This is a genomic window from Wenyingzhuangia fucanilytica, from assembly GCF_001697185.1.
GTDB lineage: Bacteria > Bacteroidota > Bacteroidia > Flavobacteriales > Flavobacteriaceae > Wenyingzhuangia > Wenyingzhuangia fucanilytica.
In genome coordinates this window covers 1,471,582-1,487,517 of record NZ_CP014224.1, presented here as the reverse complement: position 1 = coordinate 1,487,517, position 15,936 = coordinate 1,471,582, and the positions used below count along the sequence as shown (strand labels likewise).

The 15,936-nt window shown below is 31.7% G+C and carries 6 protein-coding genes; all 6 read right to left on the bottom strand.

Features of this window, described 5'->3' with window-relative positions:
- Positions 1 to 18 precede the first annotated feature (18 nt).
- Positions 19 to 2,349 (bottom strand): glycoside hydrolase family 78 protein, encoded by a 2,331-nt coding sequence (locus tag AXE80_RS06130; RefSeq protein ID WP_068825432.1) that lies wholly within the window; start codon positions 2,347 to 2,349, stop codon positions 19 to 21.
- 79 nt (positions 2,350 to 2,428) lie between these two features.
- The gene (locus AXE80_RS06125) at positions 2,429 to 5,476 is read right to left on the bottom strand and encodes a glycoside hydrolase family 2 TIM barrel-domain containing protein (protein ID WP_068825430.1); all 3,048 of its coding nucleotides are present in this window, start codon (positions 5,474 to 5,476) and stop codon (positions 2,429 to 2,431) included.
- Positions 5,477 to 5,505: 29 nt separating this feature from the next.
- Positions 5,506 to 8,199: a glycoside hydrolase family 2 TIM barrel-domain containing protein gene (locus AXE80_RS06120; protein WP_068825428.1), complete on the bottom strand. Its 2,694-nt coding sequence runs from the start codon at positions 8,197 to 8,199 to the stop codon at positions 5,506 to 5,508.
- A gap of 55 nt (positions 8,200 to 8,254) precedes the next feature.
- Complete coding sequence (locus AXE80_RS06115) at positions 8,255 to 11,041, bottom strand: family 78 glycoside hydrolase catalytic domain (protein WP_068825426.1); 2,787 nt, start codon at positions 11,039 to 11,041, stop codon at positions 8,255 to 8,257.
- A gap of 3 nt (positions 11,042 to 11,044) precedes the next feature.
- On the bottom strand, positions 11,045 to 13,828 hold the full coding sequence (locus tag AXE80_RS06110; RefSeq protein WP_068825424.1) for a family 78 glycoside hydrolase catalytic domain: 2,784 nt from the start codon (positions 13,826 to 13,828) through the stop codon (positions 11,045 to 11,047).
- Between the two features lie 34 nt (positions 13,829 to 13,862).
- Complete coding sequence (locus AXE80_RS06105; RefSeq protein ID WP_068825422.1) at positions 13,863 to 15,770, bottom strand: ulvan lysase-like protein; 1,908 nt, start codon at positions 15,768 to 15,770, stop codon at positions 13,863 to 13,865.
- Positions 15,771 to 15,936 lie beyond the last annotated feature (166 nt).

Sequence of the window (15,936 nt, the reverse complement as noted above, 5' to 3'; positions counted from 1 at the left end):
TCATGAATATAATATTGCTTAATTTTTAGGTTTATCCTCATTACTTGTCACTTCCAAATTATCGAAAAGATTACCATGATAAGAACTGGCAAAGGAGACGTAACCATTACTAATAACATGTGCTGTTTTAACTACAGATTTATTATCAACAAAAACCTCAACATTTTTATGTTGAAATTTTATTTTCAATTGATGCCAAATATTCCCATTAAAATCGATAATGTTTCCTTTACTTAAAATATCTTTATTATAGATTAATGTCCAGTTTCCATTTTTTTCTATCATAAATCGATATCCTTTTAAATAACTTCCTTTAATACGTCCGCCTAGTTCTACATTACCATCTTCCATAAATACATCTGCGCTACAGGTAAAATTTTTCCAATTTACATCTCCTATTAACGTGTGTGGTTTTATGTTAGTTTTTCTATAAATTCGCATCCAATCATAACCCGATTCTGGTGCTATTTGTTTTAAACACTTTGTTCCATCTTCTCTTAAGGCTATTTCAAAACTCCCTTTTTGATCTGAATGATATTTTGGTAAATCTCCAACCTTTCTATCTTCGTAATCTTCTTTGTATGGAAATGGAAATGCTTTAGATTTAGGAATTTTATATTTCCCTTTTTGTTGACCAGTAGTTGTTGTTAAAGAATAAATACTTTTAGGGTCTAGTTGAATTTTAAACGACCTACTTTTAGGAATAATATTAGCTAACTCAATAAATTGATTTTTTTCATCAGATTTCCAAACATATACCTTTTCATCAGCCAACCCTTTTTGAATATTTACTTCTAAAGTTTCTGCTTTATCTGTACAAATAATCATACTCCAATTAGCACTATTTTTATCTTTTAGCGTAACAACACTCCCTTTGTAAGTAGATGCATTAAACAATCCACATGCATTGTCTAAATATTCCCAGTTTTGTGGTGTTGCAAATTGTGTAGTATGTGCTGTAGCCCAAATTGTTGGCCAAACTTCATAATATCCGCTCCAAGGTTCATTCGCTTTCATAGCTCCTGCTTTATCCCATGTTACAGACTTATAAATAGATCCAATAGGTGCCCAAATGAGCGTTTTGGTTATTTTATCTCGAATGTAAAATTTGTTATACAATCGTGCTAAGTTTAACGCTCCTGCTCCACCCCAATCTTTACCTGTCCAACTCCAATCTTCACTTGCCCAAAGTGGTTTTCCTGATTTCTTTGCTTTTTCTGTAGTTGGACGTCCTCTACCATCTACCATGTCTTCTGTAAATTCTCTTCCTGTAACATAGTGATAACCTACAGCCTTAATTACGTTGTCAAATTCTCTATCTTTTTCTAAATCATTAAATATTTTCCAATCACCACTATTATCATCGGGTCCTTGAATTTTTACATCTTTATATCCACGAGCATCTAACATTGGTCTCATATAATTTACCAACCAATTACGATCTGTACCATTTTCATTTTCTGCAGCTGCTACCCAATCTATATCTAAACCCCATTGTTTTTTTGCAACATCTAAAAAAGCAACAAAATATTCAGCAGATTCTTTTGAAAATATATTTGGTTTTAACCACCCAGGAAAACTCCAAGGCAAATATTCAAGAATCATATTGGGATTTCTATTTTTGGCTTCTTTCATTAACCAAAACTCATATCCACGAGAAACAGGATTTTTTAATTCCTCTTTGGTAAATGCATGTGAAGGTTCTGATCCGCAAGTAGAGTTTTCTCCTCCACCCATTTCTACTTTTAAATGCTGAAAACCTGCACCAAATTTTGGTTTAAATAAAAGGTCTAAAATTTGACTTCTTGTAGAACCTTTATAGTCGTACAATAAATCTGTTGAAGCACCTGCACTTACTGCACCTATACCTTCAAAAGTTCTTCCTTTGTTTTTATTACTTATATTAATTTTAACGACACCTGTTTTGGATTTAGAAAACACATAAGGTTCAAATGCTTTTTCAGGATTTTCTATGTTCCCCATTTCAAACCACGAAATTTCACTGTGAACTACACCTCTATTATTTCCCCAAACGGTAACTTTCCAATACACACGTTGTCTATTTTTTAAAGGTTCTCCAGCATATTCTATATCACTAGATTGTGATGAACTAGTAGGTCCTGTATCCCAAATATCTGGATATTTTAATTTTTCAGGAGAAGTTGCCATTACAATTCTATACCCCCCTTGTTTTGGACTAGTTGCATCACCAATAAAAACCCATCCAAAATGAGGTTTATTTATAGTGATACCTATTGGATTTATTTTTGATTCGCACCTTAAATCTTTCACTTCCATTGCATGTGCATATAAACACATAAAGAACATAAAAAACACTATTTTTTTCATAACACCAATACTTTTAAATAATTGAAAATGATATAGCAACTACCATTTTTACCGATTACTAAAACGCTGAATATCTATTTTAATCTATAAACAATTCATCTATAAAAGGTCCGCTTTGTCCATCAGTTTCTATTCTGATATTATTGGCCCCAGCTTTTAAGGTGATAATTGTGGGAACAAATTTCCATTCCTTTTCCCAACCACCAGTTGGCTTAAATTCTAACGTTTGTACATACTCGTCGTTTACATACAATTTCATAGGATGTAATTTATTTGGATTATTGTGCATATATCTAAAACGGATGCTGTAATCGCCTCTTTCTCCATCATTTTCTTGATAAAAAGTAATAGCTCCTTCTTTACCATCAAAACGAACAAATCCACTTCCTTTATAGCGATGAGCCTCTTTGCTTATTTTTGCTTCTCCTGTAAGAATTCCCTCTTCAGCAGCTATATTTACACCTCTACCAATCCACATATCTGCTGAGTGTTCATCACCCCAAAACAATCCTTCATTTTTTCCAAATCGTTCTTCCATAGTAAGAACAATTTTTCCATTTTGCTTAACAATAGCTTTTACTGTAGTTCCATCATTAACTTCAAAAGGACCTTTATAATTCATTCCTTTTGTGATTGGATTTTCTCCATTGATTGTATAATAAATTTCTAAATCTGAAGGATTTGATTTTCCTAAAACCTGAATCTGTTTAACATCAATAGTGATTTTATTTGAAGTGTATAATGCTTTATCTCCTAAGATAGATGCTATTATTATTGATGCCTTTTTGGCATTAGGTAATGCTCTTAAAAACAATCTAGATTTACCAAAAAACAGAGCTCTATAATCTGATTTTGTTCTGCTTGTGGGATCAATAGGATTTCCATTTTCCATGGAAATTTTCTTTACATCCCCCTGAATATTATAATAAACTTTATTTTCTCCATAAGGATATAAATTATCATTCTCGTCTAATCCTTCTGAGGTGATAATATAACTTGTAGTAAAAGCATCTTCGGCTGCTAATTTTTGAATGTTGGTTCTTAATTTTGAAGGTTGTTTACTTGTAGAAAACGAAGTTCTTTTTACTTCTTTTCCTTTTATATAAGCTACCGCTTCTAATTTTCCATCTTCATAAGGCACCATCCATTCGCATTGCATTTCGTTCCAAACAGTTCCTGGTTTATCTTTTCCTAAAGATTTTCCGTTTAAAAACAATTCTACTTCATCTGCATTAGAATATACCCAAACAGGAATTACTGTCCCTTTTTTCATTCTTGGATGTGTCCAATGTGGCAAAATATGTACCATTGGTTCTTTTGTCCATTGGCTTTGATAGAAGTAATATAAATCTTTTTTAAAACCAGCTACATCTAAAGCACCTCCCATAAATAAATTAAAAGGCAAACCTCCGTGTACCAAACCTGCTTCTCCATAATAATCAAAACCAGTCCAACGGAAATGACCGCTATGCCATGGATTATCTCTCATTACTTCCCAATATTTTCTAGCAGATACTCTTACTGTTGCATTGTCGTACGAAGAATTAAATCTTTGTTTTCTATTTTTCCATTTTTTCGGATTTATTCCTTCGTAAAAGAAAATTTCTTTGTCTGTTAAATTTGGTAACTCATAAGTCCCAGGCAATTCATTATCTCTCCACCATGTTTGAGTTCTGTAGTATCCTCTTGTTTGCCAAGTATGTGGTGCTTCGGTAGAAATAAAAGGTTTATCAAAGGTTTTACTTTCTATAAAAGCTTGGGTTTCGGAACCTCCATTAACACCTTCAATATCCATATCTTCAGGATTTCCTGCACCAGAAGTAAACAATCTAGTATTATCTATACTTTTACCATACTTTACCAATTCTGGAGCAATATCTCCATGTGTTTCATTTCCTAAACTCCATACAAAAATACTTGGATGATTGCGATCTCTTGTAATCCATTCTTTTACATCGCGCTGCCACCATTCATCAAAAGCTTGTTTTCCGTAATCTTGTGGTGCTTTTTTATGCCAACCATCAAATATCTCATCCATTACTAATAATCCAATTTCATCGCAGATATCATAAAACATTGGTGGTGTTGGGTTATGAGAAGGACGAATAGCATTAATTCCCATATCTTTTAAAGATTGTAATTTCCAACGCAACATAGGTTTTGTCCAAGCTCCTCCTACAGGACCTCCTTCCCAATGTTCACAAACGCCTTTCAATTTTACGTTTTCTCCATTTAACCAAAAACCTGTTGCTGTTTTCCATGCAATAGTTCTGAAACCAAAAGTAGTTTCTACCTCATCAATAACTTTTTTATCTTCTAAAATTTGGGTTACCAATTTGTATAGGTTTGGTGTTTCTGGGCTCCATAATTTTGGATTCTTAACTTCTAAATTTATATTACTTTTTGAATATTTAATTTTTTGAGTAATGGTGCTTAAAAGAACTCCTTTTGATGAATATATAGATACTTTACATTTCTGTTTTTTTGAAATATTTAAAAAGTCTGCTTTTACATTAACTGTGGCTTGTGATGTTTTAATTATGGGAGTTGTTACAAAAACACTATTGGGAGCTATATGAGTTTTATTTACCTCTACTAATTTTACAGGAGCATAAATTCCACAAGGATGATACCACCTAGCCGAAGGTTCTAAACTGTTATTAACCCTTACTGCAATAGTGTTTTTTCCTTGTTTTAAATATTTAGAAATATCGTATCTAAAACTAATATATCCATAAGGTCTTTTTCCTAAATAAGTTCCGTTAATCCAAACTTCACTATTCATATACACTCCATCAAAATGGATATATGTAATTTTACTTAAACTCTGTTTTTTTACTTCAAAAGATTTACGATACCATCCAATACCACCATCGTGATAACCTCCTCCTTGACCTTGATCTCCTCCGTTACGAACCCCTTTTTCAAAAGACCAATCATGTGGAATATTTAAAGTTTTCCAAGAAGAAGCATTGTAATTTTCTTTTGAGAAAGAAACATTGTCTTCTAATATAAAATGCCAATGATTATTAAAATTTACTTCTGTACGTTGTGCGTTAACAAAACTGATTAATATAAAATAGCATATCAACAAAAACGATTTAAGCCTTTTAGATTTACCTATCATAAAATTTTCTTATTTAATTTCTTTAATAATTATAACTTTTTGTATACCTCAATAGCATTTAAAACAGGCTCACCAACTATCTTCTTAAAATTTATAATTAATGGCTCTCCTTCTTTTACAACTATTTCTGATTTTATTTTTACTGCCTGATATTCTCCATACTGACCTAATAAATCTAATGTATTGATGATTTTATGATCATTAATATCTACAGAAAATGTTCTATTGGCTGTTTTTATCTTTTCTGTAGTTTTTTCGGAAAGGTCGTATGGTAAATGTTTTGCTTTTGATCCTTCTAATTCTGCAAAATGTAATTTTATATCATACACCCCAGCAGGCACATCAAACCTATATTGTTTTATTCCTACCAGTTGTGTTTGGTAAAGAGGATCATTTGCGGTTCCCTTTATAGTTTGTTTAGTTCCATAAGGTTGTTGTTTATTTTTATTTGGCCTTACATAAGGTTCTCCTTCTATATGTCCCCAACTTCCTTTAGTATAAACTTTATCAAACATCCAAGCTTGATCTATTTTATTATCATAAAAGAAACGTTGATCTCCTACATTGATTGACAATCCATTTACTGGAAAATTCTTTAAAGATATAGGTAGTACATTAACTCTAATTTCTGAGAAATCTTCTAAATATATATCTTTGCTTGCTTTGGCTATTAATTGGTTACTTCCATTTACAAAAGGCACATTAAACACCGCTATGGCTCCTTCAACTTTTTTTGTTCCTAAACTTTTACCATTTAAAATAAGTTCTACTTCTGGTTGATTAGAAAACACCTGAACAGGCATGGTAGAAATACCTGAATCTATTTTATCTTCTAAGTTAGAACGTTGTCCCCAAGTTTTGGTTGCTAGGGAAATAAAAGGTTTCTTTAACAAAGAAGCTTGATAATAATAGAAAACATCTTTAGGTGTTCTGTCAATTCCTATTAATCCTTTATTATTAATACTTTGAACAGCATCTACTCGTCCCTCAGAACTAAAATCTGCATAATTCCATGCATTTACACCTGCTATAAAATCTTTCTTTTTAAAATATTCTAAATAATATTTATGATATTCTACCCCATACTCTTGTGTAAAATCAAAACGTGTAGGAGTTAATGTATGTAATCTTGGATCTACTCCCGCTCCATATTCTGTAATAATCATTGGTTTTTTTATAGCATTATAAATCGCTTCTATTTTGCTTGGTAAAAGTTCATAGGAACCTCCATACCAACCATTGTATATATTCCATCCAACAATCATAGGAATCTCTGTTAATCCCGCAGATTGATATCTTTCTAAACTGTTATGATTAGGAATCATAGTATATCTATACGGATCTTCTTTACGAGTAAGATTTTCTATTTTTTGAGCTAGCTGAACAATATAATCTGTATAGGCTTTATAACGCACTTTATCATTTTTATATTTAGGATGTAAAATAACTTCGTTCATATATGCCCAAATAACCAAACTAGGATGATTATAGTTTTGACGAATCATTTCTAACTGAGCACTTAAACAATTTTTAGTAAAAGCTTCTGATTCGGTTACAGTATCTACAATTGGAGTTTCTACAGATGTAATAATTCCTAGTTTATCACACATTTCTAAAATTATTGGATCTTGAGGATAATGGGCAATACGTAAAAAATTACTTCCCATAGCTTTCATACGCATAACATCTTCAACATGAATATGATCTGGCACTGCATTTCCAATATCTTTAAAATCTTGATGACGATTGGTTCCTATCAACTTTAAGTGTTTTCCATTTAAGAAAAAACCTTTATCTACATCAAACTTAAACCATCTAAATCCTAAGGAATTAACAGATTCATCTATTTTTTTATTTGATGTTTCATCAAATATTTCACAGACTACTTTATACAAATCAGGAGTATCAGGAGACCATAACTTAGGATTTAAAACAGGCTTCATTTTTAAATTAAATTCATTAGATATATTAGATTTTAATTTTAATGAGTTGCTTTTTTCCTGAACTAATTTTTGATTAGGATCATATATTTTTGTGATTAATTTTATTTTTTTAGTTGAAGAAGCATCGTTTTTAATTTTAACCTTTACATGGACTTCTCCCTTTTGTTCTGTTACGCTTGGAGTAGTAATAAACACACCATTGGCAGCATAGTCTTCAATATTAAAATGGATAGCTTCTGTGACTACAATATTTACATCACGGTACATTCCACCAAAAAAAGTAAAATCGGCTTGTAAAGCTGGCCAATCTTCATGATAAGAATTATCTGCTTTTACTATAATATCAAACGAGGTAAACTCTTTACCTTCATCAAAAGCTATAAATTTTGAAACAGGAACCACAAAACGAGTAAAACCTCCTATATGTGTTTTTGCTAACTTCTTATTAATATATACCTCCGCAGCAGTAGACACTCCTTCAAAAAACAAAAAAACTTGTTTGTTTTTATAAGATGATGGAATTCTTACTTTTTTAGTATACCAACCAGCCCCACGATAAAAACCTTTATTCTCGTCTACCACATCTTTATCATTCCAAGTATGAGGAATGTTAACCAACTCTCCTCTATTTTTTTGGGCTAAAAACTGATTAATATTTACAATTGTACTGTCTTTTGTAAAATGCCAAGATTCATTTATTGTATATTTTAATTGGGCATTTACTGGGTTATATATTATACTTAAAACAAGTACAATAATGATAAGTAAGTTCCTTCTCATATTTTATAGCACTTTTTAATAATTATTTTGATTGACAAGACCTTATAAAATTAACCTACTTGAAAGGTTTAATTTTTGTTTGAAATTTATAATTCCCTGGTTGAACAGATACTTTATAAACATTTTTAGTTTTTTCAATTAATTTTAATGTTTCAGTTTCTTTAAAAACCTTATCATTAAGCATTAATGATTCCAAGGTATCTGCTGGAATTTCAATTTCTGCCGTTGTATTTGGAGGAACAATTACTATCAATTCAAATTTCCCATCAATAATTTCCCAAGAAGACAATACTTTCCCGTATGATGTATTTAAACTTGCTGAAGCTGATGTTAATGGTCCACCTGGCATAGGAGCTATTTTAATAGTTTTATACCCTGCTTTAAGGGGTTTTATACCAGCTACACGTTCGTACATCCATTGTCCGATTGCTCCATATGCATAGTGATTTAAACTATTCATATTTTGCGGATTAAATCCTTCTGTTTTACTATAACTATTCCAACGTTCCCAAATGGTAGTAGCTCCTTGGTTGATAGAATAAAACCAAGAGGGATATGTTTCGTTAAACAATAGTTTATACATCAGATCTATTTCGCCCATTTCATCTAAAACCTTAGACAATAATGGTGTTCCTAAAAATCCTGTACGCAAGTGGTCATCGGCTTCATGTATTTTTGCTAATAGATTTTTTTGTGCATTTTGTTTTTTGTGATCAGACAATAAATCAAACGCCAAGGCTAATAAATATGATGTTTGGGTTTCATAAACATTTTTAATTTTACCGTCTTTATCAAAATACTCCTGCTCAAAAGCCAAAGCTACTTTTTTGTATAATTCCTTATATTTTTTAGCCTCTTTGGTTTTTCCTAGTATTTCTGCAGATTGAGCAGTTAAATTGGCTGAATGTGCAAAAAAAGCTGTACCAATTAAGTTTTTAGAAGTATCTCCTTTTGTTTTACCATGCTCTGGATATGGCTGTAGCCAATCTGAAAAAGACATCATATTTGAGATATAATTTTTAGACATTTGCTCATGATGAGCAACCCATTGCTTCATCATATCAAAATTATCTTCTAAAAACCCTATATCACCAGTACGTCTATAAATTTCCCAAGGAATAATAACACAAACATCTCCCCAACCAGAACTTGCTATTTTATTTCCTCTTGTGTCGGGAACCGTCCATGGTATGGCTCCATTCTCTAATTGAGCTTCTCTTACACTTTGCATCCAACTTGCCCAAAATTGATAAACATCTGCATTAAACATAGAAGTTGGCCCAAACACTTGAGCATCTCCTGTCCAACCTAATCTTTCGTTACGTTGTGGACAGTCTGTAGGAATATCAAAAAAATTACCACGTAATCCCCAAACAATGTTACTCTGTAATTGGTTTATTTTTTTATGAGAAGATGTAAACGTACCATTGTCATCAAAATCTGAATATTGTACAATACCTGTTACCCAATCTTTACTTGGTTGTTTTGATGTATCAAAACCACTAAGTTCTACATATCTAAATCCATGGAATGTAAATTTTGGCATATAGGTAATGTTTCCATCTTTTGCCGCTATATAATAATCTGTAGAATGTGCAGAACGGTAATTTTTGGTGTAAAAACTTCCATTTGGTGATAACATTTCTGCAAATCTTATTTTAAGCGTGTCTCCTTTTTTCATCGGTACTTTTACCAAAGGAACTCCAACCATATTTTGTTCTAAATCAAATATTACTGCAGCCTCTCTTTGGACTAAGCTTTTAGGTTGTAATTTAATTTTCCCTTTAACTGTATGATGCCTTTTGGGCTCAACACTAACTTTTTTATCTAAATTATCAACCTCAACAGACACCCATTTTTTATCATTAAAATTATTAGTTGTCCATTCTGGTATTTCTAAATTGGCATTGTAAATTTCACCATCATAAATTTCTGCAAACTGAAGTGGTCCATTTGTATTCCCCTTCCAACTATCATCAGAAACTACCGTTTTCTTGGATCCATCTTCCATCATTATTTCTAACTGACACAACACTTTTGGTGAAACTGTGTTATTCCATGGTGTATTTCCCCACAACAATCTTCCAGAATACCAACCAGAAGCTAATTCAACACCAATGGTGTTTTGTCCTGAGGTTATCAAATCTTTCACATCGTAAGTAATGGTTTCTATACGCTTGTCATAGGTTGTAAATCCTGGTGGCATTACATCATCACTTACATCTTTTCCATTTATATAAACATCAAAAACTCCTTTGGCTGTAATGTATAATTTTGCTGAAGTAACTTTACCTGAAGTACTAAAATTCTTTCTTAAATATTGAGGTTTATGAATAAGTGTATTTGCTCTTCCTTGTATACTATCCTTAGCAGTATTTAAACCAATCCATTGGGCTTTCCAATCATTATTAGTTAATAACCCTAATTCAAAATTTTGAACATCACTCCAACTAGATAGTTCATTATTTTGATTCCAATACCTAACTTGCCAATACACTTTTTGACGTGATTTTAAAGGTTTTCCCGCATATTTTACCCAAGTAGACTGCTCCGAAACTTGTTTTTGAGTATCCCATACATCAGGATGATTAGGTAATAAATCTGGATGACTAGCTGCTATAATTTGATATGCCGATTGACTTTTTATATTATCAGAAACAGGTAGTTTCCATGAAAAAGTTGGGTTAGCATCATAAAATCCTATAGGATTTTTAAACCCTTCTGAAATTTCTAAATCCTGAGCTTTTGACAAAAGAACTGCATCTTTACACGATATAAAACCTAGAGAAATAAAAATTCCTATGGCAACAATCCAATTTTTTAAAATTATTCTTTTTAACATGTTTTATAGTTTGGTTTGAAAATTATATGTTCCCGATTCTGCTATAATTACGATTGAATTTTTATCAGAATTAATCAGTTTTAAATCTGAATTATTGCTTAATGTGTTTCCATTTACAAGCACCTTATTTTGAGTTGTATTTGGAATATGTATTTCTGCTGTGGTATTAGGAGGAATAACAACATCAAGATAAAAAGTGTTGTTCTCTATATTCCAAGAAGACGATGCTTCTCCATAAGGAGTATTTACACTCGCAGATGCACTGTTTAAAAATTTTGTATTAGGTACAGGAGCAATTTTTATTTTTTTATATCCTGGTTTTAAAGGAGAAAGCCCTGCAATACGCTCGTACATCCACTGACCAACAGCTCCATAAGCATAATGATTTAAGCTATTCATGCTTTGAGAGTTAAATCCATCTTTTTTACTAAAACTATTCCAACGTTCCCATATAGTAGTGGCTCCTTGGTTAATTGAATAAAACCAAGAAGGGTACGTTTCTTTGAAAAGAATTTCATACATCAAATCTATTTCTCCCATATCATCCAAAACTTTTGGTAAAATTGGTGTTCCCAAAAATCCTGTTCCTAAATGATTGTTTGCATTCTTAATTTCTTTAAGCAAATGTTTTTGAGCTTTTTCTTTAATTTCTGGTTTTAACAAATCAAAATATATGGCTAGTAAATAACTTGTTTGAGTTTGTATTTGGCCTTTAAACTTTCCATTAACATCAAAAAACTCATTTTCAAAAGCATTTACTACCTCTTTATATAATTTTTGATATTTGTTTTCATCTTCTACTTTACCTAAAACACCTGCTATTTTTGAAAGTAAATTTGCCGAATGTGCAAAAAAAGCTGTACTGATTAACTCCTTTGGTGTATCTCCTCTGTTAGCCTTTTTAAGAGTTTTAGACGGATAAGGTTGTAACCAATCACCAAAAGAATGCATTATAGGTATGTATGCTTTATTTTTAACTTTAGTTTGATAGTATGACACCCATTTTTTAGCAGATTCGTAGCTTTCCTCAAGTATTGTAACATCTCCAGTAATATTATAAATGTCCCAAGGAATAATAACAGCAGCATCTCCCCAACCAGAGCTGGCATTTTTATTCTGAAGCACATCTGGCACAATATAAGGTACCAAACCATTTTTGTGTTCCGATTGGTTTTCTCTTAAACTTTGTAGCCATGCTACCCAGAAGGCGTGTGTATTATAATTAAACATAGCTGTTGGAGCAATTACTTGTGCATCACCTGTCCAACCTAAACGTTCGTCTCTTTGTGGACAATCTGTGGGTACATCAAAAAAGTTATCACGTAAACCCCATGTAATATTGCTTTGAAGTTGATTTAATTTATTGTGTGATGAAGTAAACTTTCCATTCTTTTTAAAATCTGAATGTTGAACAATTCCTTTTACCCAAGTAGATTCTGGTTTTGCATTCTTATCATAACCACTTAACTCAACAAATTGAAATCCATGAAAAGTAAATTTAGGCATGTATTCTATTATACCGTCTTTAGCCGCAATATAATAATCTGTAGATTTTGCAGAACGATAGTTAGTTGTATAGAACGTGCCATCAGAAAGGATCATTTCTGAAAAACGGATTTTTAAAGTATCTCCTTTTTTCATAGGCACTTCCAATTTTGGCACCCCTACCATGTTCTGTTTTATATTAAAAATAGCTGTGTTGTTGTTTACAGAAACTACTTCTGTATTTTCTAAAACAACTTTTGTTTTAACTGTTTTATGACGTTTTGGTTCTAATTTTACTACCTCAGAAACATTTTCTGTTTCTACAACATTCCAACGTTCATCATTAAAATTATTTGTTGTCCAATTGGGCATCTCTAAATTTGCATCATATATTTCACCATCATATACACTTGCTAATCTTAAAGGACCATTGGTAGTTCCTTTCCAACTTTTATCAGAAAGTATTACCTGTTTGTTACCATCTTTTAACAAAATTTCTAATTGACATAAAACTTTGGGTGATGCAAAATTTTCATAAAGAGCTCTTCCTCTGCTTATCCTTCCAGAATGCCACCCAGAAGCCAACTCTACTCCCAAAGTATTTTCTCCAGTAGCTATTAAATCTGTAACATCATAAGTTAACGTTTCAATACGATGATTATAAGGAGTCCATCCGGGAGGCATTACATCATCACTTACATTATTTCCGTTTAAATGCACATCAAAACCTCCTTTGGCTGTAATGTATAATCTTGCGGATGTAACCTCTGATAACAACTCAAATTCTTTTCTTAAATATTGAGGCCTATGCATTAAAAAATTTCTAACGCCTTTAATACTATCTTTTGCAGTGTTTAATCCTATCCATTTTCCTTTCCAATCTGTATTTTTTAATAACCCTAATTCAAAAGAATTGATTTCACTCCATTCGGAAACCTTTTTATCTTGATTCCAATATTTTACTTGCCAATATACTTTTTGTCTAGATTTTAATTCTTTCCCCTGGTATTTAACAAACGTAGATTGTTTACTTTCTTGCTTATTTGTATTCCATAAATCTGCATGATCTGGTAAAAGTTTTTTACTAGATGCAACGACTATTTGATAAGCTGATTGACTTTTTATGCTTTCAGAAACCGGTAATTTCCATGAAAAAGTTGGTGTATTATTATAAAAACCAATAGGGTTCTTAAAATTCTCGGAAACAGTTAATTCTTTTGGTTTTAAAACCTTAGACTGATAACATGAATTTAGAACCGCTAACAAACAAGTAATAATGAAAATAAAAGCTAAACGTCCCATTCTTTTAATAATAAAATATTTTATGACTACCCGATTAAACAACCTTAATTGTACAAACAAGTTCTTTAATTCCTTTAGGAAAAGAAATCAAAATTGGTAGCACTTCCATTCCAGGAACTTGATTAAAGATGCGTTCCTTTTCAGATTTTTTAATAGTCATTGGTACATTAGCCTCTACAATTACAACACCTCTCTTTTTATGTATTTCTATTTTTTCCTCAGAAACTTTAACCACTTTTTCTCCTGTAGGAGAAATTACAGGAAGCACCAATCTATCTCCATTCTCTTTTGTACTTGACCTTAACGCTTTAATGGTTGTTTTTTCTTTATCAAACAGATAATTTAATTTAAAATCTCCATCTTTTTGTAAGGTTTCTTTTTCTCTATTGGTTAATACAGTATTGATTTCAAAATTGATTATACCTTTTTCATCGGTATTTTTTACATCTGCTTTTAAATCCTGAATATTTGTATACCAAACATCATTAACAAAGCGTTCAACTCTTGGAGTTAAACAGAAATCTTCTCCTGGTTGTGGTTGTTGATTGTAAGGCTCTACCAAGAAATATTCTACCATACTTGCTGTAAACAAAGGGCCAACTTTATTATGCCATAAAACAGCTAAAGAACCTCCTGTAGCGGCAACAGAATATTTTTTCTTCCATATTTGATCGTAAGAAGATACTGTACTCTTCCAAGGACCTCTTGCTGCTAACCATACATCTAGCTCAGCAAAATGCTTAACACCATTACTAATGCTTCTTGGAATTGGTGTTCTTTTATCAACATCTTTTAAAACTTCTGCATTGTCTAATACAACAGCTAAATTTTTAGCATGTGCAAAAGTATGATGCATACAAGGTTTTACTCCATGTGTTGCATAATGCATACCACCTGCTAATAAACCATTTACTGTACAACGTTCTAACAATTCTGTACTTAAAACTGCTGCTGTTCCAAATGCAGGGTTTCTATTTGCCATAAAAGCAAATGCAGGTTGACAACCATCTGTAGTTCTACTTCCCCAATACGTCCATTTATTTTGTCTGGTTCCCCAACTATTATCCCAAGCCCCATCTGGCAACATAAATTCTAAATGTCCATTTAACGATTTTGTTAGCAATGCTAATAATTCTTCATCTTTTTCTTGAACTGCATATTGTACTACTGCGTTTAAAGATTCCTCTACATTATAACCTAAATCTACAGGATAAAATCCTTTTGCACTTTTTTCGTTATCGGGGTGATCTTCTCCAAAAATTAATTTATTAGGTGTTGTTAAATATTTTGGAATTAATGCCGCAAACTCCTTACTCCTTTTTATATATTTTTCTTCATTAAAGTACTTTCCTAAAAAATTTAATGCGTAAATAGCTGTAAATCTATAGTTGATATGACTAAAATTTATATCAAACCTATTATAAACAAACTCTATAGCTTCTTTTAGTCTATTTTCCCATTTCTGTTTGGTTTCTTTAGATAGAACATGACCATGATGATGTAATGCCTCTCCCAAAGCAATAACTCCAAAAACGGTAGTTCCATACCAAGATTTAGGGTCAATCATATTTGTCCAACTTCCATCTGGCTTATCAACATTTACAGACCAATCCATAACTTTTATTGCTGCATCTAAATATTTTTGCTCTCCTGTTTTATCAGCCATATACAGAAAAGGGTATACAGAATCTGTACACCTACCATGAACTTTGTCACAAGCATCACAATACAATGAACCATCTAAAACAGGATCGTTAGGATTGTTAACTTGATCACGAATCATGGCATCACACCAAGTTTTTAATAAGTTAAATGATGCTTCTTGAAATTTGGAAAACTCAACTACAGTATGTCCTTGTTGACTACCTTTACAAGCGTATATTGGTAACATTAATCCCATAGTTCCAAATGCTGATAACTGTACAAATGAGCGTCTTTTCATCTTTTCTAATTATTTTAATTTTATCCAACAGATAAAGTTAATTAGCATCTCTAAATTTTCTGTCCTGTATTGCATGGGCAAAATTTCATAACACCTGAAACTATACTGTGTTTTTATAATAAAATAGAGGTGTTGTTTTTACTTATTAATAATACCTAACAGTACA